Below are 20608 nucleotides of genomic sequence, written 5' to 3' on the forward strand. Positions count from 1 at the left end.
CCGTTAAAAACACGCGGAGCAAGGTTCAAAACATGGGTCAATTCTCGATGACAATATCCGGCAATGCCGGGTCACTTCTCAGTGCAAATCAACACCCATCGCTCAATACCAGACGCGTTGTATGCCGACGCCATCGATCGACACGTCGATATAATGTGGTTGTTTCCGAATGTTCGGACGCGTGAGGGAATAGCCCATGCACTGAAGTCGACCGTCCTGGCGCTGCAATCGAACCGACAGGACCGAGCTAGATTGAGTTCCGCGATTGTCACGATCCAAAGCGCACAGGGAACGCCTCACGTTCTGCAGAGTGATGGAAACGCAGGTCGCCTCTTGACCCAAAGGGCCGGAGCTACGCGACAGCCGATAGCCTGCATCGCAATAATATGGCTCATAACCTGGACGCGAACTCTGAAATCCCGCACCGCTACAGGTTGGAAAGGCATGACCCTTTGCAAGCTCACGCCAGAGTTTTTGGATCGGAGGATCGCATTCAGCAAATTCGGTTGGCCCTCCCGGATTGGAAAGGCAGAGGATGACCTTGCATCCCCATTCATCAGCGCGCGCATTGCCCCCTGAAATCAGGTAAGGTAATGAAAGAGACGAAAGAGTTAGCAGGCATTTAAGCAGAAGGTTTTTCATGGACTTGCCCCTCCGAAACGATGACACCACGCTATGGAAGCGGCGTCATACGGTAACGCAATGCATTTTGACTAACGTATATACCACAGTTAAATGACATGACAAGAGCGCTTAAATCTCAATTGCACAGTCTCGCCTTTTCCGGACTGATCCTTCACGAGATCCTCGACAATCCGATGGAAGGCGAGACCCCGCAGGCGCGCGTAAAAGAGATCGGCATGATGACGATCCTTTACACGATGACGCAGACGCACCAGAAGCTAAATCTAACAAATATAATGGAAATCACTGAATTGACGCGCAGCGGTGTGAAGGAGACAGTTGATCTTCTCGTGAAACGCGGCATGTTGACCGAAACCATGGTGACGAACTCCATGGGTCGTGGAACAGCGCGACAATTCGAGATCTCCAAAAGCCTTCTGGACAAGCTGCAAAGCTTTGAAAGCTGACAGAAACAAAAAATAAACTGATTTATTTGCGCCTGAGAGAAATCATGCGGGGCGCAGACAGTCAAGTCTACCCATCCCCGTCTCCGGGAAAAGCACCGGGGATTTAAATAATCCGGCTGATCAATACGAACGTGCCAAGACCACAGGCAAGCGCCAGAACGACAAACGGGACAGCTGGTATCCGATCTAGCCAATTCGGATGATCGGATACGCGTGCAGTACGTATCACTTCCTCGCCTTCGGTTAGAAGCGACTTCAACGCACCGGACCTGTGAAAATCGGGATTGCCCTCCATGGCCCTCTCCTCTTCGTATGGTTCGTTTTTTACCATCGAGACAAAAAACGGTCATCCCTAACTTTCGTCCATTTCTACGTCGTTTGACGGATAACAAACCGGGAACACAGGGATAGTTCACTGAAATGAACCGGTCCGAGCGGATTGATTCAAAACTGTCGTTAGACGGGAGGGACGGTTTCAGCGATCTTTTTGACATGATCGCCCAGCAGTTCCATCTTTATGTCGAACGGACAGACCCGAATAAAAACATGGCCCGTTACTACGCCATGCATATTTCCTATTCGCTGTTTGGAGAACCCTGCCTGACACGCCAGTGGGGGCGGATCGGGACCTCCGGACAGGTCAAGCTGCAACATTTCCAACAGGAAACGGAGGCCATCAAAATGTTCCTGACTGTAGCCCGGAAAAAACAGGTGCGAGGCTATAGACCCAGATAAGGATCACATGCCTGCCGTGAGTGTAGCACCGTTACGGATTGACCAAAAAAAGAACGCCCGCTTCGCAGGGAGGATGAGAGCGACGCGGGCGGATCCTGAACGGCACGACTTGGGAGGAGGACGTGTCGTGCCACACGTCCGGCGTCTATTCTGTCACAAATGACCGGTTCCATGTAGCAACGCAATAGCCACTACAACTCTTCATTACCGTGATCTGTCGGCATTTAGCATGCCAGCCATTCAACGGTGAGAACTGCTTTTCTTCGCTTCCAGCCGTTCCTTTAAAAGGAGCTTGAGCCGAGCATTTTCTGCTTCCAATTCCGCCAGTTCACTGTCTGTCACCTGCCCGTTACTAACGTTTGGCTTGCGATCACGAGAGCGTTTTTGCATCGACACAGAAACCCTTTGTGCGGAGCGATTTTCGTCGACCGTCGTTTCAGACGTTGTTGTTTCACTCTGCAATGTCGGATCGAACGGCGTGAGTGGCTTTTTGGGCGGCGCTGATGCTTGTGATGAGGCTTCTGAGTTGATCTGCGAGGGAGTTGCAGCATCTGTTTCTGCGCCCTCTTCCGCCGTCTGGATCGCCAGTACCTTTTTTGCCGTTGATTGGTCTTCGGATGGGGATTTTCTTGCTCGGGCGCGCTTTTGAGCAGGCTTCTTACCTGATGATGACGCCGTGAGATCGACGTGCGCCAAGTTTCTCCCTGGCTGCCCCAAGCTTGACGGAGCCTCGTCCGCTTGCGGCTTGTCCACGGCCGCCACAGGTGAATATTCCAGCTCACCGTCAGGATCTGGCCTGAAGGCTGTTTCATCGTGGCGTTTGGTTGTGACCTTGATCGAGAGCTTTGCATGCGACGCTGCGTCAGGCTGCTGCAGGCGATCCGCGGACTCGCCTTCAATATCAGGCACTTCGCTAACCGCACTGTCGCCTTTATGTGACCGCCAGTTTTTGAGCCCCGCAACGAGCCGCTCGCCCCATGATTTCATTGTCGGTTTATCCCCTGTTCCTGCTAAGTGGATATGAAGAGATACTGTCTGTTTCATCTCGATAGCATAATAGCTAAGCAACGATAAACCGATCACCGCCGTATGACCAGACGCAAGTGTTCTGAAGATATTCCACAATCGCGGGGATGGGTTAATTAGGTGAATACGCGCCATTAACATGGTATTTCCAAAATAAAAACGAACAATAAATAAAATATTTAAATTAATAATTATAATATCGGCGTAATATAAAATTACTTAATACACCAATCATTTACAGTTATGTTCTCCTCTCAAAAACGAGGAGGATCGTTATGGCGAAGATCGTGGGAACAGAGCATTCCGACAATATTGTGGGTTCGGATGAAAATGACCGCATTTGGAGTCTGGCCGGAAATGATTTTGTCGAAGGCGGGCTCGGCAATGATATTATAGATGGAGGGGCTGGCGATGATGTGCTGACGACCGGTGCGGGCGCTGCGTCCGGGTTCGACGAACTCACAGGAGGAGCAGGCAATGACCGCCTCATATTCAATGTTGTCGGCGGCGCCGCTCGTGGTGGAGACGGGACTGATACGCTCGTGGTGGATCTGTCGAACCAGACGGACGCAGTTGTGTTCAATTCGCCGCAAGGCCACGCTTACTGGGGTGATCCGACCGTCAGTGACGCCCACCTCTATTTCACGGATCTCGAACGATTGAACCTTCAGACCGGTGCAGGAGGTGACACCATCGACGCATCCGGTTTCGCGTTCGCCAACATTCGGGCGGGGGATGGGGACGATCAGGTCTTGGCCGGAAATGGAAATGATCAGATTTCCGGCGGAGCTGGACAGGATCAAATCCTGGGTGGGGATGGAGAAGATCAAATCCGGGGCGGTCGCGGCAGCGATATCATTGATGGTGGCAATGGCGATGACGACGTTTCCGGCGACGAAGGGAACGATACGCTGCTGGGCGGCGGCGGTAATGACAGTTTTTCGGCGGGCGTGCAGGATAGTTATTATGCCGGTTACTGGTTTCGGATGTCGGGCGGCGACGGTGACGATACGCTCTCGGTCAATTTTGACGATGTTGCTCCCGGTTTCACCTTCGACGCAGCTTCCTACGCCACCATCGAAAAGTTCGATCTCGATGTTCGTTCAGCGGCCAGGGGCGCCCAGATATTCGGCGGGAATGGCGATGATCGCATCACCAGTTCGGAGACGTTTCGTGAAGGCTTTAGTGGTCACGACACCTATGACGGTCGCGGAGGCGATGATTATATTTATGGCGCTAGCGGTTCCGACAGTCTCCTTGGAGGAGAGGGTAATGATGAACTGAATGGCGGCGACGGTTCAGACCGATTGCTCGGTGGATCGGGCTCCGACGTCTTCACTGGAGGAGGCGGTTCCGACACTTTCATCTGGGACGATGAATCTGTCCAGTCCACAGGCCTTGACCGGGTCACTGATTTCGACGTGGACAGCGGTGATGTTCTGCTATTGCGCGCGCGGTATCGACGCGATCGCGAATTTTGAAAGTTTTGTCGCTGCATCAGTCGATACACAAGATGGTGTTTTCGTGAGCGCCGACGATTCGGGAAACGGATTCATCATCGAAAACGTTAAACTTGCGGAACTGACGGAAAACGATGTCGCCTTCGCCTGAGACGCAACGATCCGGCAAAGCATCATCAAAACAAAATCCGCTTATGGGCGAAACATAGGTGCATGCAAATCCGCATCGCGCATGGGCGGGGCTTTAAACGTTGCGCGATGCCACGCATCCCGCAACGGATTGTTCGCATTCCAGCGGCCGGAGTTAATCGTCAAGTGACGGCGGCGGAAGTCAATCAGCCGTCGCAGCGGCCTGTCATTTGAGCCGCTGTTCGAAGCGTTTCAGCATCAAGAGTAAGCCACCATTCTCCGCACGCAGCTTTGCAGCCCATTCGCGTCTCAAGTTTGCATTTTCGGTTTCGAGAGACGACAGCTCAATCTGAATATCGGGCTTAGCGACTGTTCGACTTTCCGCCTGTTTCCGCCGTCCTGGCTTTTTTAACGGGCGTCGAACGGAGTCCTCCTCCTGCGCAATCTCTCCTGCTCTTATGTCTGGTTGTGGTTTTGCAGTTTTGATCGGTGCTTCAGCGGGAATGGCAGTGACAGGTTCGTCCAGGGGCACTGTTTCAGCCGTTCCCACCTTTGCGTTGCTCACCACCGGCGGGGCGGGATCAGGCGTTACAGGAGCCTCTGGCAAGGGGAGTATCGCATCCGCTTCCACTTCACGGGCTTACGATTTCAAATCGAGGTTTCCCCACAAGGAGGCGTTGCCCTTGCGAGCGCGTCTGTTTTTATATTCAACGACAACAGTACGGTTTGGATTTTTCATCCTTGAATAGCTCTTCCGATAAATTTTACGATGGTGCCCGAAGGCTCATAGCTGACTATAGACCTCGCTCGCGATTTTCAACAGTCGATCAACGAATGGAGTTGTCTTCAAACGTCCCGAAGTCGTGCCTGCCTCACGACACCCTGACATCCGCACTATAGTTTGGCAAGGACCGGAATAGTAGGCCGATCTTAAGCTAGAGCTTCTTCGTTTTCATCTCTGAATTGACCGCCAGATCGCTGTGACGAAAGCGGTATCGAAAACTGAGCAGGCGGCAGTGTGCCATTGACCACAAAATCACCAATCTGACGCCCGCGGTAAATCAAAGGGTTATGCGAGGAAATCGCCCTTGCATTTCGCCAGAACCGATCAAAGCCACGCCCTCGGCTCAATGCTGAGGCGCCAAGCCCGCCAAAAAGCGCTGCCGTTGCTTCCAATATCTGTGTCACGGTGGATATCTGGGCCTGATAGACTTCGATCTCCAGCCGCGCGCGATCGTCTTCGTCGGCGTCACCGGAGATGAGCTTCTTGAAAAACCTCTCCGATGCTGTGGCGGCGTTAAGCGTCGCTACATTCGCACTGTAGACCTTCGAAACCACTTCTCCGACGACCTGGAGTATTTGAGGATCATGCTTGGCTGTGCCGGTATTGCCGTGGGCGTAAGTGCGCTGGCGATTATCGAGATAGGCGGCAGTTTCACGTACAGCGGCGCGTCCTATTCCAGAAAGGGTTGAGAGATGGATAAGCTGATACACGGACGGCACGTGAACTGCCCAGCCGACGGCGGGCTGAATGTCTGCTTCAGCAATCGACACGTGATCATAGACCACCGTGCCGCTGGCCGTGAGCGTCTGACCGAAGCCGTCCCAATCGTCGACGATAGTTACGCCTTTCGCATTTGTCGGCACGAGAACGGTGACGGCAATATCTCCACGGTTTGCCGTGACATGGATCCAGTCGACATAAAGCGCGCCGGTCGTATAATATTTTGTTCCGTTCAGCTCTAATTTGTCGCCCTCCCCGGTCACGACCGTTGAAAAACTGCCGTGCTGGGAGACGCCTGGCTCGGTGTGAGCAGGTGCAAAAAGCGCGCCTTTAGCGGCTGCTTCGAGCCAGCGTCGGGACCAATTTTTATCTGCATGGTGCAGCGCAATTTCCACAAAGCCAAAGTGACCTCGAAGGATCTGCGTCAGATTCGAATCCCCTTCAGACAGTTCCGTCAGCAAGGCGAAAAGGGTCGTCAGACTGGTGCCGTCGCCGCCAAATTCAGTTGGGACGCGAAGAGCGCCAAAGCCGCTCTTCCGTAAGAGCTCAACAGCTTCATAAGGAAGTCTCCGATCGCGATCACGGGCGATCGCGCCTTGTTTGATTTCATCAAAGACGGGACGAAAGCGCTTTGCAAGCCGTTCGAAATCTTCCGTTGGCACATGCGGCCATACGAAATTGTTGTTAGACATTCGCTGTTCCTGGATAAAATTTTCGGGAATTGGTTCTCACCGTGAAGAGGCTGCTTTGCGTAGTCGGGTGTATTCCACACGCGGAAGAGATTGGAGCAGCTTTCGCGTGTAGCTATGATGTGGATGATAGAAGACTTCGTCCGCCGTTCCTTGCTCCACAGCAACGCCATTCTGCATGACGAGGACGCGGTCACTCATGTGGTGAATTACACCCAGATCGTGAGAAATGAACAGGTAACTGACCCCTAGCTGCGTCTGCAAGTCGGACAGTAGGTCGAGGATTTGCGCCTGCACCGAGACGTCAAGAGCCGACACGGCTTCATCGAGGACGATGATCTCTGGATTGGTCGCAATGGCGCGCGCTATAGCAACACGTTGTCGCTGTCCGCCCGACATGCGCAGTGGCCACTGGTCGAGATGGGCCGCTGTGAGGCCCACGGTTTCGAGCAATTCGGTCGCCCGATTTCGAGCCCGACCGGCATTGTTTGGATCGCCGAGGATTATCGCATCGGTAAGAATGCGCGACACTCGCCAGCGCGGATCAAATGAAGACAGCGGGTCCTGATAGACGACCGAGATGCGCCTTCGGATCTCCTGTTGCTCGGCTGGCGTAGCGTGGCTCCATTTTTGCGCGAGAAAGCGCACTTCACCATTGTCGGGTGTTTCGAGCGCCAGCGCGATGCGAGCCAAAGTGCTCTTACCGGAGCCTGACTCGCCAACGATTCCCAGAGTCTCGCCGCGTCCGAGCCTGAATGACACGTCCTTCACAACTGTACGGCGGGCGCCGTCGGGTCCGCGGAAACTCTTGACAATATTGCGTGCGTCCAGAAGCGGCGGTTCGTTCTTTGAACGTTGCAGGTGGGGTGAAGAGAAAAGTTCAGGGGTAAATACGGCGTTGCTTGCTGAAAGGCGCGTGCCCTTTGTGTGCTCGCTGGGGATCGCATCGATGAGTTGTTGTGTGTAGGAGTGCCGCGGTTGGCCAAGGACCTGTTCGCTCGGTCCGGCCTCGACGATTTCGCCACCCTTCATCACGAGGATGACATCCGCGAGCTTGGCGACCACGGCAAGATCATGGCTGATCAAAATGATGCTGGCGCCGCGGGAGAGCATCTGTTTCAAGACGGCAAGGACTTGCGCCTGCACAGTGACATCAAGAGCCGTGGTGGGTTCATCGGCAATCACGATGTCAGGTTGCAAAGCGATGGCCGAGGCAATGAGCGCTCGCTGGCGCAAGCCTCCCGAAAGCTCACCTGGCCTTTGCCTTGCCCGCAATTCCGGCTCAGGCACACCGACATCTGCTAGTGTCTGCAACACTTTCTCGCGACGCGTCCGGCGTGTGCCCCAATTGTGAAGCGACAAAGCCTCATCGATTTCCTTTCCGACCGGTCGCAATGGGTCGAGTGAGACCAATGCATCCTGCAGGATGAAACCAACCTTTGCGCCACGCACGCGCCGCCACCATGAATCCGGACGTCCAAGAAGCGTTTGCCCTTCAAGGGTGAGCGTGTCGGCCGCGACGTCCGCATTCTCCCCCGCCAGTCCCACAAGAGAACGAGCAGTCACACTTTTGCCGGAACCGGATTCGCCGACGAGCGCGATGCATTGGCCAGCGTGGAGATCAAGATCGACGCTCTTGACGACGTGCTTTCGTACGCCATTTTGATCCGTAAACCAGACATTCAACCCACGGGCTTCCAATAGCTTTTTGTTGGCCGAAAGTCTTGTGGATTGCGCAATTGAAACTTCGGTATCAAACGTCATCGGCGGGTATTTCCTTCTGCGATATCTTGGAGATACTGGCCGATCTGCGTAAACGACAATGCTACAAGAACGATCGCGAGACCTGGAAATATTTCGAGCCACCAGGCAACCGTGATGTTGGCCTTACCCGCCTCCAAAAGCGCACCCCACTCAGGAGAGGGCGGTGCAACACCGAGCCCCAAAAAGGACAGACCAGAGGCCCAGACAACAGACTGACCAATGCCAAGAGCCACGAGACCAACCAGTGGGCGGAACGCGTTTGGCGCGATGTGTTGGATGAAAACTGTCCGCCATGGATGGCCGAGCGCTCTGGCCGCCTCGACATAGCCAGACTGTTTCACTTTTAACGTCTGAGCGCGGATCAGGCGGGCGTATCCCGGCGTGGTTCCCAGACCGACCGATATCAAAAGGCTCGTCGCCGATGGACCGAGCAAAGCCACAAAAAGCAACGCCAACAAAAGCGTCGGAAACGCCAGCAGTATTTCGAGGATGCGGTTTACTGGCTCTGCGATCCAGCGAGGCGCAAGAGCGGTGGTGAAGCCCAGCACTGTAGCGCCAGCGAAAGCTACCGCCATCGCTCCGACGCCAATCAGCAACGATCCACGCGTTCCCCAGACAATGCGGCTATATAAGTCCCGACCAATTTCGTCAGTGCCAAGCCAATGATCCACATTAGGTGACGTCAAGGAAGCCAAAAGGTCGGTATCGAATGCAGAGTGCGTGGAGAGAATTGAGGGCGCGATTGCGGCGATCATAAAGAACAGCACTACAAGCGCCGAAAGAGCTACGGAAAGTGGGGTTCCGACAATCCTCGATAGCGCTTTTCCCGCAATTGTTTCGGAACTAGCGCCAGTGGCGATATCGCTCATGCCGCACCTCGCAAACGCGGATCGACGATGAGGTAAATCAGATCAAGAACGAGATTGATCACTACGTACAAAAAGCTGCTGAGGATGACGCAGCCAGACACCAGAGCAAAATCCTTGTTGCTGACAGCATCAACAACGATGGCTCCCAAACCCGGTCGCGCGAATACCGTCTCGACGAGAACGGTCCCGGATAGCAGATGCCCAATCGCCCATCCGCTAAGGGTGACGCCGGGGATTAGTGCATGTCGAAGGACGTGGCGTGCGCGTACACCCCACCCGCTCATGCCACGCGCCCTCGCCGACAGCACAAAGGGTTCGCGCATGGTCCGATCGAATTCGCCTCTGATGGATTGCCCGAGGAAGCCGGCAAGAGGGATGGCAAGCGTCACGGTTGGCAACACGCTATTCATGAAACCTGTTCCCCCGATTACGGGAAACCAGCGTAGTCCGATGGCAAAAACGATCAGCAACAGGATACCGATCCAGTATTGTGGTAGCCCAGCCATGATAGTCTCCGTGGCCGAACCGAAAGCCCCAAGCCGACGGCTACGCCCGGCTGTGAACAACGTCCAGGGGACAGCGAATATCCAGGCGAGCAAAAGTGCGGAGCCGGCGAGCGTGAAAGTGGGTACGATCTGCTCGCCGATAATGTTGGCGACCGAGCGCTGTAACTCGAAAGACGTCCCCAGGTCGCCGTGCAGCAACCTGGTTACGTAGCCGACATATTGCGTCAATATGGGTTGATCGAACCCATACATCGCGTTGATCGGTGCTAGCTCCTCCGGCGTACGTGCGATCGTCTGTCCTGAGGTGATGTTGAGCAGAATGGTCGCACGGTCCCCGGGGAGGATCGCTAGCACGATAAAGGTAATGGTCACCGCTCCCCACAGCACGAAGATCGCCGATCCGACTTTCAACAGCACCGTTCGCAGGATGCCGAAGGCAGGATATGGGCGGACCTTGGCGTGCCCTATCGGCACCGCATCGATGACAGAGGTGTCGATGGCCATCGCTCAATCCTTCACGAAGTAGGCGTCATAAAAGTTTAGAAGCCCATTTCCCTGGTCCTGCCAGAGACCTCTCAGGTCTTTTGTGACCGCAACATTGTAGGTGAAATTATAGACGCCGATCGCCACGGCTTGATCGTCAAACCATTTCTGAAGCGCGCCGTATTTTTGAAGCCTCACCTTCGGATTTGCTTCGCGTTGCGCGTCGATGATCTCGGCCTCTACCGTGGGATCATTAAAAAATGAGGTGTTATTGCCGTTGGGGCGGCCGTTGAGCTGATGGTTGTAAACGATGTCCAGAATATTCGGCGACGGCCAAACCCAATAACCGAAGCTAATTTCTTTTTCATCCGGCTTGGAATAAGCGCCAGCAAAACCTTCCGTTTGTGTCAACGGAATGAGGTTCACTTTGATGCCAACAGCCTTCACCTGATCCTGAATGACCTGGAGAGCTGTCGCACCTTCGGTATTGATAATCGCCTGATTGAACGGGAGGCGCGCCTCCAGGGTCTTGCCATCCTTAGCCCGGTAACCATTCGCGTCACGCTCTGTCCAGCCGGCTTCATCGAGTAGTTGGTTCGCTTTCGATGGATCGAAAGAATAGGCCGCGTCCACGTTGTTGTAGAGTGGCGTCGTCTTGCTCAACGAACCATTGCCCTCGAAGGGCGCCGTTCCTTTGAATATCGCCTGTACGATACGCTGACGATCTATGGCGTAGACGAAGGCCTGGCGCAGGCGCTTGTCGGCGAAAGGTCCACGTGCAACGTTGAACGATAGACCCTGCGGTCGGCCCGTCGCAACGAAAGACAGTGTCTGGAATTCTTGTTGCGCGTTCTTCCACTGAACAGACGGTGGTTGATAAGCAACATTGGCCTCGCCACTGATAATGGCGCCCCACCGTGTTGTGGCGTCTGGCACAAATTTCCATTCGAGCCGTTCCGCGTAAGCCGGACCGTTATGATGGGCATTTTCGGGTGCCCAGTTGTAATCGTCGTTGCGCACGAAACTGATGCCGCTGCCACGAGCCCAGTTCTCTATCTTCCAGGGTCCGGTGCCGACAGGCGTCAGGCACTTCTGTTCTTTCGTGTTCTCGGCAAGTGATTTGGGAGATTGAAAGCCGTAATGGCCATTCGCCAATATGTTGTAGATTTCTGGATTTGGCTCGGAAAGATGGAGTTCGACTGTGAAATCATCTACCTTGGTAAAGCCCGTCATATAGGTGAAACCGTGCCAACCGATGCCCTTTTCCCAAGCCGGATAGTTTGCGACCACGGCGTCGGCGTTAAACTTGTCGCCATCCGTGAAGACCACATCTTTGCGCAAACGGAAAGTAATCGTTTTGCGATCTTCGGACTCGCTCCAGTTCGTGGCAAGCCAGGGCTTGATTTGCCCGTCATCGCTGTAGCTCACGAGGTAATCGAAAACCTGCCGAGAAAGATAGGCCTGTTGGACCCACCCGCCCCATAAGCATGGCGGTTCCTGTTCATGGACGTAGGTGATCGTGCCGCCAGGGATGCGATTGGGATCATCCGCGCCGGTGGCGGCGATCGCACCCGTGGACAGGAGATTGGTAAGCGGCAGTATCGCAATTGTCAGCACGGATGCGAAAATGTTCGCCGTATTCGTCTTCTTCATAATGTCTGCTCGTGAATTGATGAAATCGTAATGATCAAAGCGCCGGTTCGGGCGATTTCGTATTCGTTCGTGACTTGAGGCTGAGCTTGCGGGCATGGTGCGCTTCAGGCAGGCGATCACCGTTGCGAAAGAGTTTTTCGCGAAGCGTGCCGGGAGCGTATTCCGTCTGTGCAAGACCACGGGCTTGAAGGACAGGAACAACGTTATCGACCCACTCGTCCCACCAACCAAGCGTGGTGATTGGCACGACGTTGAAACCGTCGACGCCTGCGTCAGCCCAGCGCTGAACCTCATCGGCAATTTGATCCGGCGTGCCGGCAAAGCGACCGGGCAGCAGCGCAGTCTTGACGAGATGCTCGCCCCAGGTCGCGTCCAGGTCGAGGTTCGGATTGGCGTCCAAAATGCGCCGGAAGCCGCTGCGCACATGCTCACTGGTGTCGTAGCGGTGTTTCAGTTCGCCGAGCGTTGTATCAGGGGAAATACTGAAATAGTCGATGCCGCTGCCGCCACTCAGAAAAGCTTGCAATGCATCGAAATCCGTATTGTCATGGAGATAGGACTGCTTGCGCTTCGCCTCTTCCTCGGTCGAGCCAATTACTGTCGAAAGCGTGACGATTTTCTTTAGCGAACGCGGATCGCGGCCATTTTGCGTCAAGAGCTTGTCAAGAATCTCAATATCGCGTCGGGCCGCTTCCGGCGTAGCCGATGGTAAAAAGGTCACCTCAGCGTTTCGCACCGCGAATTCACGACCTGCGGTCGAGTTGCCCGCCTGGAACAATACCGGCGTACGCTGCGGGGAAGGTTCAACAATATGCGGACCGGCCACGCGATACCGCTCACCGACGTGATCGATACGGTGAATGCGGTCGCGGTCGAAGAAGCGGTTGGTGGCCGCGTCGTGCAGGATGGCGCCCTCTTCCCAGGAATGCTCCCAGAGCTTGTAGGTCACATCGAGATATTCCTGCGCCCAGCCATAGCGGTCGTCATGCGGGGTGATGGTGTCGTAGCCGAAATTCTGGAAGCCATTGGTCAGATAGCTGGTGACAATGTTCCAGCCAACACGCCCATTCGTGTAGTGGTCAAGAGACGATAGCTGACGGGCGAAGGCAAATGGATGGGCCTGGATGATGTTGCTGGTGACAGCCAAACCAAGATGCTCGGTGGCCAGCCCAAGCGCCGAGAGAATAGTGATCGGGTCGGCAGACGGAAACTGTGAACCGGCCCGGATCGTGTGTTCGAAATCGTACACACCGGAAACGTCGGCAATGAACAACGTGTCCAAGCGACCGCGCTCAAGGGTCTTCACAACATCTATATAGGGTTCCAGCTTCGAGTAGCCGTACTGCACTTGGCCCTCAGGTGTCCGCCAGTAGCCGTGGGCGTGGTGATTTGGTGTGAGATGGAGAAAACCATTATAGATCAGGGGGCGGGACATCAGCGTGCCTTTATCAGTCGAGCGAATGCTCCAATCCGCAATGAAGCATTGCTGCCCAGTCAGACGGAAAGGGTGACATTTGAGAGATCACAATTGGCGGACCCGGCCGACAGCGCTGTCCAAATGAGGTTACGAGGTCCGATCCCCGCTAGCCGCGTTTTGTCAGTGTGCCAGAGGGCATAGACGCATATTAAGTACTGTCGGTGAGCACATAAGAGCTATTTTTCTAAAATACATAAAATCTCTAGAAATTATAGTTTCATCAGATTCTGATCCCATAATCGGGAGCCGGCGGGGAAGCATCGCCAAAGGCACAAGCAAGCATGTTCCCTTTTTGTTTCGAATGCTCTAATAAAGCACGCATGGACATGTCAGCCGATTATCCGCGGTCCGGTGTTCAAAATCATTCATGCGTGACGAGGACATATGGCAGCGGCCCATCTGGAAAAACTGAATGATCGCCAGCGAGAAGCGGTCGAACATGGCGTCGCCATGCCGGATGGTACGATCGGCGGTCCACTTTTGATCATCGCGGGTGCTGGATCGGGCAAGACGAACACCTTGGCGCATCGTGTCGCTCACCTGATCGTCAATGGCGCTGATCCGCGCCGGATATTGTTGATGACATTCTCGCGTCGCGCGGCATCCGAAATGGCCGGGCGTGTCCAGCGTATCTGCAAACAGGTGCTTGGCGATCATTCGTCCGTCATGACGGACGCTCTGGCCTGGGCGGGAACATTTCATGGAATGGGCGCGCGTCTTTTGCGCATTTACGCCCAACAGATCGGACTCAGCGCCGACTTTACCATTCATGACCGAGAAGACAGCGCCGATCTCATGAACCTCATTCGTCATGAACTGGGTTTCTCGAAAATGGAAAGCCGCTTTCCAACCAAGGGCACGTGTCTGGCAATCTATTCGCGGGTCGTCAATTCCGAGAGTACAATCGGCGCGGTTTTAAAGAACGCCTATCCTTTTGCTCTTGGCTGGGAAGAGCAGTTGAAACAGCTTTTTTCCGCCTATGTTGAAGCCAAACAGCATCAAAATGTGCTCGATTATGATGATCTCCTGCTTTACTGGGCGCAGATGATGTCGGATGCCGCGCTTGCCGAGGATGTCAGTCATCGTTTCGACCATGTTCTGGTTGATGAATATCAGGACACAAACCGCCTTCAGGCATCGATCCTGTTGGCGCTGAAACCGAGCGGGCATGGTCTGACGGTTGTTGGTGATGATGCGCAGTCGATCTATTCCTTCCGCGCAGCAACCATTCACAACATCCTCGACTTTCCCAAGGAATTTTCTCCAAAGCCAGCCGACGTCATCACGCTCGACCGCAATTATCGTTCAACACAGCCGATCCTTGCTGCCGCGAATGGAGTGATCAGTCTCGCCCGCGAGCGTTTCACCAAGAACCTCTGGACCGATCGTCAATCGGAACAACGGCCTATGCTTGTGACGGTTCGGGACGAGAGCGATCAGGCAAACTATATTGTCGAGCAGGTCCTGGCGAACCGTGAGGTGGGCGTCAGGCTCAAACAGCAGGCCGTGCTGTTTCGCACGTCAAGTCATAGTGGCGCTTTGGAAGTCGAACTTACCCGTCGCAACATCCCCTTCGTGAAATTCGGCGGTCTGAAATTCCTCGACAGTGCGCATGTGAAAGACCTGCTCGCTACATTGAGGTTTGCGCAGAATCCGCGCGACCGTGTTGCGGGCTTCCGCCTTTTGCAGATGCTACCTGGCGTTGGCCCCCAAACGGCTGGCAGGATTCTTGACACCATTGCCCTGGACCCGGAACCTTTACAGTCGCTTGCAGAAATTCCGCCACCGCCAAGAAGTGGAGACGACTGGCCAGCTTTTATTGATCTCCTCTCCAGCCTTCGAAAAGCCGAGGGTGGTTGGCCGGGAGAAATTGGCCTGGCGCGCGTCTGGTACGAGCCCCACCTTGAACGTCTTCATGAAGACCACGATACACGGAAGGCGGATCTGGTTCAGCTCGAACAGATAGCCAGCGGCTATCCGAACCGTGAGCGCTTTCTCACCGAACTGACGCTTGATCCACCGGATGCGACGAGCGATCAGGCTGGAGTGCCGCTTCTTGATGAAGACTACCTCATCCTTTCCACCATTCATTCCGCCAAAGGTCAGGAGTGGCGCTCCGTTTACATGCTCAACGTCGTTGACGGCTGTATGCCCTCTGATCTGGGGGCGGGAACGACGGCGGAGTTGGAAGAGGAACGTCGCCTTCTTTATGTCGGCATGACGCGGGCCCGTGACAATCTCGCTCTCATTACACCGCAACGTTTTTTTACCTATGGGCAAAATGCGAAGGGCGACCGGCATGTTTATGCCGCGCGAACACGGTTCATCCCAGCCACGCTTCTTAATCTGTTTGAGATGATAAGCTGGCCAAAAGTTGCAGCAACCGCCAGCGAAGGCAGCGCGCGCAATGTCCGCATCGACGTCGGCGCACGGATGCGAAGCATGTGGAAGTGATGTTCCGCGTTCCGTCCATTTCATACCCTTCGAGCTCATGAATGAGGGAACAATCGAATTTTCTGTCCGTTTAAGCCCCGCGGAAGACACAGGATAGGCTTTGGCCTAGCTCGCTTCGGTCAGCACAGATTTCTTCAGGAGGATTGGAAAATGCCCAAATTCATCACTATCGGTTATGGCGACCGGGCCGGATACGATCGGACGTCACAAAAAGTCCGAAACGCTGCTCACGAACAAGACGCCACGCTCATCTCCGAAGGAGCGTTAATTGGCATAGCGGGCAGGCCAGTTCAAGTACGCAATCACAATGGGACTGGTGTGGAAACGCAGGAAGGACCATTTTTGTCCGCCTCCTTGCCGGTTGCCGGGTTCGCAGTGGTCGAAGCTGCCGATTTGGCTGAGGCTGTCAAAAAGGTCTCAGGCGTTCCGTGTGCCGTCGCGCATGGAGTCGTCGAGGTTTGGCCGCTGGAGTAGGCAAGACTTCGGCCAAACGGTCAATGATGTTGGGCTATAAGGGTCTGGACGCCCACGGAACTCACCGCCCGCATCATCGAAGTTGCGGCTTGTCTTTGGCCGCCGTTGGGATCGTCTTCAGCTCGCGAAAGCGGAGTTCATGCGAAACGGCCACTACTTGCTTCATCTCGCCGTTTGAAACGCGGAATTGTTGACGCAACTGCGGACCCATAGTGGTAATGAGAATGTCATCGCAACGAGTTTTGGCGTCCTGCTTCGGCTCCCAAACGGCACGCCAGATTTGACCATTGCACGCGAATTACTCCCTTTCAGAATGTTTCCGGCTCCGCTTTCTTCCTGGTACGTGTCACATGAGCTTCGCCAATGTGGGCTTTAGATGGGTCTCGCAACCACTCCCAGAAAGGATCTCGCAAGATACCGCGATCGATTGTTCAATATCATCAACCGTTTCCGTAGCGATTGAGGCCTGTTGTAAATAGGCTAGAGATACCGTCAAACTTGCCACAGATCTGATATTGACGGCACCGTCTGCCTCTGCAAGGCCGAAGACCGCCCGGGGCCGATCGCAGGGTCAGCACTTTACCGGACCACGATCGTCAAAAAGGCTTTCAACGCATTGCGTTTCACATGTTTGCACGGAACTCGGCACAAATGAGCCTGCAGAGAAACAACCCGAATTCAAGTTAACCATGAGCCGCGACGATCGTTCCCTGGGCGACTGCTACGAGCGTCTTGTCGCAAACAACCTTGCATTGACACACAGCTTGTCGCTTCCCCGTGCTTAATGTTCTTGCTTGTGCAAGCAGTGTGCTACCTTTCGCAGGCCGAACAAAATTAATCTTGAATTCAGCGGTAAGTGCATCGCCTCCAAGAGCGAGCCCTCCCGCAAATGTAAGCGCGTTATCTGCCAGGTAGCTGATCACGCCCCCATGAACAAAGCCATGTTGCTGTGTATGATGCTCGCGGATAACCAGAGAGATATTTGCACTGCCATCACCGACAGCAATGAGTTCCGCGCCCAGATACTGACTGAAGGGCTGACTTAGAAATATCCTTTTGGCCAATTCTTCCAGATTCATCGTTTGGTCCTCCTTTCCTGCTGAAAGCCCACCCTCGCTAGATATGATCGCTTGCGGCTTGTCCCCGAAACAACGCTCATTGCCGGATTTTAGGTGGTGGCCCGTCAACGTCTGCGTGAATGAACTTCTCGCTGTTTCAGGCATTTTCATCTGCGTTCAGGTCGGGACACGAGCCTGCTCGGACTGCCCGCGTAGATGAAATCGGACGCGAAAGCCCAGCTTAGACTAGATATGCGCCACAGCTATGAAGTCGACTTCGGCCTGTTGAGAGTGATTCAGTCAATGATTGAGCGCGTGAGTAGCGTATTTTCTTCGGACAAACCCGGCCTGATATGTGCAACGAACTCAACATCTGGCAGCGGCGGCAGTGATTGAATGGCGCCTCCCGTTTGTAATTTTGCCGGGATGGAACTGGAATTCAGCGGCGTGACCGCCAGGCCAGCCGCGGCCATCGCCGTCAAACTGCCGAGGCTGGGGCTGACACTGACTATCATCCATTTACAGTTTTTTGCAGCCAGCGCGGCAAGAGCAGCGTCCCGATAGGGACACGGTTCAGGAAAAACGGCAAGCGGGACGGTTGCTCCAGTTCCGAGTGGGGTCGTTCCGATTACCCATCTAAGCGGCTCACTCCACAGATGAGTACCGGATGGGGCGCCCCGGCATCGACAACCGATAATCAGGTCCAGCTCGCCCTTATCCATAGTTTCCAGCAAAGTAGTCGTATTCGATATCTGGATTTCCAACGTTCGTTCTGAACGAAAATCCTGAAACCTCTTTAGTACGGATGGCAGCCAGGTGCTCGTCAAATCATCGGATGCACCAATCCGCAGATGGACTGCGTTGGCGCTGCCTTTCATTAATGTCCGCGCTTCTTCGCTCAAGCGCAGGATCGCCTTTGCGTAACCAAGCAGCGCCTGTCCTTGTGGGGTCAGTGCCACCGTGCGGGTATTACGTTCGAGAAGAGCGTTTCCCGCCTGATCCTCCAGCCGCCGAATATGGGCGCTGACGGCAGATTGCGTCAAGTTGAGTTGCTGCCCTGCCTTTGTAAAACTCGATAGGCTGGCGACTGCCTCGAAGGTCCGCAACAGTACAATATCGAACACTGTTTCACCTCGGATCGTCATGAATAGCATGATGATAAATCGTTTCTCATCATGAATAAAGTTTGGTTCACTCTTTTTCGGCGGGAAATAGGAGGTCGGCAGCATGTTGCTGGAAACCTGGTTACCGTTCGTCGTTGCCACACTGGTGTTCGCTTTCATGCCGGGTCCGGCCATTTTATATATGTCAGCGCAAACCCTGGCTTACGGACAAAGAGCTGGCTTGATGGCAGCCCTCGGTATTCATCTGGGTTGCTACGTACATATCGCGGCAGCCTCTGCCGGATTGGCTGCGCTTCTGCACCATGCTCCTGCACTCTATTCATTCCTGCGGCTGGCGGGAGCCTTCTACATGTTGTGGCTGGGCGGAAGAATGATGTTTGCCTCGATCGCGGAGGAAGCAACCGAAATCCCCGCGCGGCACCGACGCGTCTTGCGCGACAGCATCGTGGTCGAGATCCTCAATCCGAAGACTGCATTGTTTTTCCTGACGTTCCTGCCCCAATTCGTCGATCCACAAGGAGCGATGCCCGGTTGGCTTCAGTTCCTGCTGCTTGGTATCATCGTGAACGGCGCTTTCTCGCTCGGCGATCTTGCATCTGTGGCAATCGCCTCGATCGCATCGCCACGCATTTCCTCCTCGAATTCCGCTGGCTGGATTTTGAGGGTTAGCGGCGGCGTCCTTGTCGGGCTAAGCGCCGCGATCATGGTACGTTTGGTTTGATCAAAACCGTGGTGTCGATGACAATTATCGAAAGGAAAACGGATGAACATCTTCGGAGGGATTCTTGCCTCGGCTCTGATTGTCATAGTCGCAGGCACGTCTGCAATGGCGGTGACCACGCGTGGAAGATTTACGTCAACGCCCGCTTTGGTTATTCCGTTTGTTATCCGGCCGACCTTTTGACTGTCCAGTTTGAATCGGACAATGGCGACGGTGATGTATTCTCCAGTAAGTCGGGCGCCAAATTGCGGGTTTGGGGCAGCTACAACGTTCTGGAAGAAGACATGGAAACAATTATCGCCAGCCTCGCCGACGAAAATGCCACCGTCAGCTATCGGCGCACGGACGAGAACTGGGCTGTGATCTCCGGTGCGAAGAACGACGCCATCTTCTATGCCAAGGCGCTTCTGAAGCCGACTAGGACGCGGAATATCAACACCATCCGGTCATTTCGTCTGACCTACCCAGTAAACGAGGCGAACACCTATGACCGTGTAGCTGACCGCTTGGCAAAATGTTTCATATTGACGGGACAACGCACCAACGACGGATTGCAGCCCCTGCGTCCCGATCGTCATAGTGGAAGGACGAAACAATGAACTGGCCGCTGCTCACTTCCTTACTGTTCGCCATCGGATCGCAGATGGCAAGTCCCGCCGTGGCTGCCGACAAGCTCTTTGTGCAAGCCACCGAGACTGACGATGAGCTGAAAGAGCTTTTTGACAGAACAGGAGACAATTGCCTGCACAGCATAAGTCATGATGTCCGGATCGTCGTCGCCTGCGCATCAATGAGGATTTATGGCCTTGCTCTTAATGAAAGAGACTGGTGCTACGGACACCGCGATGAAGCGAACGCGCAGATGGATTGGCACCGCTGCGATGCTAGTTCCGAACGCTTTTCGCTCGACAAGCTGATTGATGCCGGAAGGTAAATGACAATGCTGAAGCCGATCATCGTTTTCCTCATCAGCCTTCTGCTGCTGGTGCCGGTCTGCCTCTTCGTCGGATATGGGATAGGCGAAATCATCGCGGCTTTTGTGTATCCTGTAACCGGGACACACGACAGGTTCAGAGAAGACCGCGAACTGTTCGCCGGCGTATACGGCATCATGTTCATCGGCGGATTTTTATATCTCGCTTCCGCTGCTTTTGCCACTTTTCGCCTAGTCAGAGCCATCCGGAAGAAACGGATATGATACTCCAAGACTGTGAAGTTGCTCGTTAATCTGCCGTGGTGAAGACTACCTGGACGGATTGGAGAACTCTTTATATGAGGGCGGCAGACACTAGACCCCCGAAACCGCTTACCAGGAACGGCGCCAACTTGTCCGAAGCGTACTGATGGACTGTGGCAAAACGTAGTTCGGAGTTCTGTTCTTGATTTGCGCT

At 54.4% G+C, this 20608-nt stretch carries 21 protein-coding genes; 9 read left to right on the top strand and 12 right to left on the bottom strand.

The window, feature by feature from the left end; all coding sequences use genetic code 11:
* Positions 1–102: 102 nt before the first annotated feature.
* A complete protein-coding gene (locus FHW00_RS23315) occupies positions 103–642 on the bottom strand; it encodes a hypothetical protein (protein WP_078341112.1) in 540 nt (179 codons plus the stop codon).
* 98 nt (positions 643–740) lie between these two features.
* On the opposite strand from FHW00_RS23315, the gene FHW00_RS23320 reads away from it, so the two are divergent.
* Entirely contained in the window at positions 741–1091 is a 351-nt protein-coding gene (locus tag FHW00_RS23320) for a MarR family transcriptional regulator (protein ID WP_078341111.1), read from the top strand.
* A gap of 103 nt (positions 1092–1194) precedes the next feature.
* Here FHW00_RS23320 and FHW00_RS23325 read toward each other — a convergent pair whose 3' ends face one another.
* Positions 1195–1386: a hypothetical protein gene (locus FHW00_RS23325; RefSeq protein ID WP_078341110.1), complete on the bottom strand. Its 192-nt coding sequence runs from the start codon at positions 1384–1386 to the stop codon at positions 1195–1197.
* A 125-nt stretch (positions 1387–1511) separates the two neighbouring features.
* On the opposite strand from FHW00_RS23325, the gene FHW00_RS23330 reads away from it, so the two are divergent.
* Complete coding sequence (locus tag FHW00_RS23330) at positions 1512–1826, top strand: WGR domain-containing protein (protein ID WP_078341109.1); 315 nt, start codon at positions 1512–1514, stop codon at positions 1824–1826.
* A 240-nt stretch (positions 1827–2066) separates the two neighbouring features.
* Here the strand turns inward: FHW00_RS23330 and FHW00_RS23335 are convergent, their stop codons facing one another.
* Entirely contained in the window at positions 2067–2993 is a 927-nt protein-coding gene (locus tag FHW00_RS23335) for a hypothetical protein (RefSeq protein ID WP_078341108.1), read from the bottom strand.
* Between the two features lie 134 nt (positions 2994–3127).
* On the opposite strand from FHW00_RS23335, the gene FHW00_RS23340 reads away from it, so the two are divergent.
* Complete coding sequence (locus tag FHW00_RS23340; RefSeq protein ID WP_445558019.1) at positions 3128–4333, top strand: calcium-binding protein; 1206 nt, start codon at positions 3128–3130, stop codon at positions 4331–4333.
* Between the two features lie 334 nt (positions 4334–4667).
* Here FHW00_RS23340 and FHW00_RS23345 read toward each other — a convergent pair whose 3' ends face one another.
* From FHW00_RS23345 to FHW00_RS23375, 7 genes are all read right to left on the bottom strand, one after another.
* Positions 4668–4991, bottom strand: coding sequence for a hypothetical protein (locus FHW00_RS23345; RefSeq protein WP_139364455.1), 324 nt, complete (start codon positions 4989–4991; stop codon positions 4668–4670).
* 380 nt (positions 4992–5371) lie between these two features.
* Entirely contained in the window at positions 5372–6637 is a 1266-nt protein-coding gene (locus FHW00_RS23350) for an acyl-CoA dehydrogenase family protein (protein ID WP_078341106.1), read from the bottom strand.
* Between the two features lie 36 nt (positions 6638–6673).
* Positions 6674–8398 (bottom strand): dipeptide ABC transporter ATP-binding protein, encoded by a 1725-nt coding sequence (locus FHW00_RS23355; protein WP_078341105.1) that lies wholly within the window; start codon positions 8396–8398, stop codon positions 6674–6676.
* Entirely contained in the window at positions 8395–9267 is an 873-nt protein-coding gene (locus FHW00_RS23360) for an ABC transporter permease (RefSeq protein ID WP_078341104.1), read from the bottom strand. The genes FHW00_RS23355 and FHW00_RS23360 overlap by 4 nt, the downstream gene beginning before the upstream one ends.
* Positions 9264–10277: an ABC transporter permease gene (locus FHW00_RS23365; RefSeq protein ID WP_078341103.1), complete on the bottom strand. Its 1014-nt coding sequence runs from the start codon at positions 10275–10277 to the stop codon at positions 9264–9266. Before FHW00_RS23365 ends, FHW00_RS23360 begins: the two co-directional genes overlap by 4 nt.
* A gap of 3 nt (positions 10278–10280) precedes the next feature.
* Positions 10281–11909 carry an ABC transporter substrate-binding protein gene (locus FHW00_RS23370; protein ID WP_078341102.1) on the bottom strand — a complete coding sequence of 543 codons (1629 nt, stop codon included), beginning with the start codon at positions 11907–11909 and terminating at the stop codon, positions 10281–10283.
* Positions 11910–11943: 34 nt separating this feature from the next.
* Positions 11944–13344, bottom strand: coding sequence for an NtaA/DmoA family FMN-dependent monooxygenase (locus FHW00_RS23375; RefSeq protein WP_078341101.1), 1401 nt, complete (start codon positions 13342–13344; stop codon positions 11944–11946).
* A 426-nt stretch (positions 13345–13770) separates the two neighbouring features.
* On the opposite strand from FHW00_RS23375, the gene FHW00_RS23380 reads away from it, so the two are divergent.
* A complete protein-coding gene (locus FHW00_RS23380; RefSeq protein ID WP_078341100.1) occupies positions 13771–15840 on the top strand; it encodes an ATP-dependent helicase in 2070 nt (689 codons plus the stop codon).
* A 150-nt stretch (positions 15841–15990) separates the two neighbouring features.
* Complete coding sequence (locus FHW00_RS23385) at positions 15991–16314, top strand: YciI family protein (RefSeq protein WP_078341099.1); 324 nt, start codon at positions 15991–15993, stop codon at positions 16312–16314.
* 683 nt (positions 16315–16997) lie between these two features.
* Here the strand turns inward: FHW00_RS23385 and FHW00_RS23390 are convergent.
* Positions 16998–17393, bottom strand: a complete 396-nt coding sequence (locus tag FHW00_RS23390; protein ID WP_078341117.1) for a PaaI family thioesterase — start codon at positions 17391–17393, stop codon at positions 16998–17000.
* Between the two features lie 275 nt (positions 17394–17668).
* The gene (locus tag FHW00_RS23395; RefSeq protein ID WP_176168382.1) at positions 17669–18601 is read right to left on the bottom strand and encodes a LysR substrate-binding domain-containing protein; all 933 of its coding nucleotides are present in this window, start codon (positions 18599–18601) and stop codon (positions 17669–17671) included.
* On the opposite strand from FHW00_RS23395, the gene FHW00_RS23400 reads away from it, so the two are divergent.
* From FHW00_RS23400 to FHW00_RS23415, 4 genes are read left to right on the top strand one after another with little or no spacing between them, the layout of a single operon-like run.
* A complete protein-coding gene (locus FHW00_RS23400) occupies positions 18600–19217 on the top strand; it encodes a LysE family translocator (RefSeq protein WP_078341098.1) in 618 nt (205 codons plus the stop codon). The genes FHW00_RS23395 and FHW00_RS23400 overlap by 2 nt on opposite strands.
* Positions 19214–19816 (top strand): hypothetical protein, encoded by a 603-nt coding sequence (locus FHW00_RS23405; protein WP_182514703.1) that lies wholly within the window; start codon positions 19214–19216, stop codon positions 19814–19816. Before FHW00_RS23400 ends, FHW00_RS23405 begins: the two co-directional genes overlap by 4 nt.
* Positions 19813–20151, top strand: a complete 339-nt coding sequence (locus FHW00_RS23410; RefSeq protein WP_078341096.1) for a hypothetical protein — start codon at positions 19813–19815, stop codon at positions 20149–20151. The genes FHW00_RS23405 and FHW00_RS23410 overlap by 4 nt, the downstream gene beginning before the upstream one ends.
* Positions 20152–20415 carry a hypothetical protein gene (locus tag FHW00_RS23415; protein ID WP_445558018.1) on the top strand — a complete coding sequence of 88 codons (264 nt, stop codon included), beginning with the start codon at positions 20152–20154 and terminating at the stop codon, positions 20413–20415. It abuts the gene before it with no gap.
* Positions 20416–20608 lie beyond the last annotated feature (193 nt).

Source organism: Ochrobactrum sp. P6BSIII, from assembly GCF_014138065.1.
Taxonomy (GTDB): domain Bacteria; phylum Pseudomonadota; class Alphaproteobacteria; order Rhizobiales; family Rhizobiaceae; genus Brucella.

Bases quoted from the DNA above. Each gene is read 5' to 3' on its own strand.
- FHW00_RS23415 (WP_445558018.1), top strand. From the start codon at position 20,152: ATGACAATGCTGAAGCCGATCATCGTTTTCCTCATCAGCCTTCTGCTG.
- FHW00_RS23395 (WP_176168382.1), bottom strand. From the start codon at position 18,601: ATGCTGCCGACCTCCTATTTCCCGCCGAAAAAGAGTGAACCAAACTTT.
- FHW00_RS23400 (WP_078341098.1), top strand. From the start codon at position 18,600: ATGTTGCTGGAAACCTGGTTACCGTTCGTCGTTGCCACACTGGTGTTC.
- FHW00_RS23375 (WP_078341101.1), bottom strand. From the start codon at position 13,344: ATGTCCCGCCCCCTGATCTATAATGGTTTTCTCCATCTCACACCAAAT.
- FHW00_RS23370 (WP_078341102.1), bottom strand. From the start codon at position 11,909: ATGAAGAAGACGAATACGGCGAACATTTTCGCATCCGTGCTGACAATT.
- FHW00_RS23330 (WP_078341109.1), top strand. From the start codon at position 1,512: ATGAACCGGTCCGAGCGGATTGATTCAAAACTGTCGTTAGACGGGAGG.
- FHW00_RS23380 (WP_078341100.1), top strand. From the start codon at position 13,771: ATGGCAGCGGCCCATCTGGAAAAACTGAATGATCGCCAGCGAGAAGCG.
- FHW00_RS23350 (WP_078341106.1), bottom strand. From the start codon at position 6,637: ATGTCTAACAACAATTTCGTATGGCCGCATGTGCCAACGGAAGATTTC.
- FHW00_RS23360 (WP_078341104.1), bottom strand. From the start codon at position 9,267: ATGAGCGATATCGCCACTGGCGCTAGTTCCGAAACAATTGCGGGAAAA.
- FHW00_RS23335 (WP_078341108.1), bottom strand. From the start codon at position 2,993: ATGTTAATGGCGCGTATTCACCTAATTAACCCATCCCCGCGATTGTGG.
- FHW00_RS23320 (WP_078341111.1), top strand. From the start codon at position 741: ATGACAAGAGCGCTTAAATCTCAATTGCACAGTCTCGCCTTTTCCGGA.
- FHW00_RS23410 (WP_078341096.1), top strand. From the start codon at position 19,813: ATGAACTGGCCGCTGCTCACTTCCTTACTGTTCGCCATCGGATCGCAG.
- FHW00_RS23340 (WP_445558019.1), top strand. From the start codon at position 3,128: ATGGCGAAGATCGTGGGAACAGAGCATTCCGACAATATTGTGGGTTCG.
- FHW00_RS23325 (WP_078341110.1), bottom strand. From the start codon at position 1,386: ATGGAGGGCAATCCCGATTTTCACAGGTCCGGTGCGTTGAAGTCGCTT.
- FHW00_RS23315 (WP_078341112.1), bottom strand. From the start codon at position 642: ATGAAAAACCTTCTGCTTAAATGCCTGCTAACTCTTTCGTCTCTTTCA.
- FHW00_RS23390 (WP_078341117.1), bottom strand. From the start codon at position 17,393: ATGAATCTGGAAGAATTGGCCAAAAGGATATTTCTAAGTCAGCCCTTC.
- FHW00_RS23355 (WP_078341105.1), bottom strand. From the start codon at position 8,398: ATGACGTTTGATACCGAAGTTTCAATTGCGCAATCCACAAGACTTTCG.
- FHW00_RS23385 (WP_078341099.1), top strand. From the start codon at position 15,991: ATGCCCAAATTCATCACTATCGGTTATGGCGACCGGGCCGGATACGAT.
- FHW00_RS23365 (WP_078341103.1), bottom strand. From the start codon at position 10,277: ATGGCCATCGACACCTCTGTCATCGATGCGGTGCCGATAGGGCACGCC.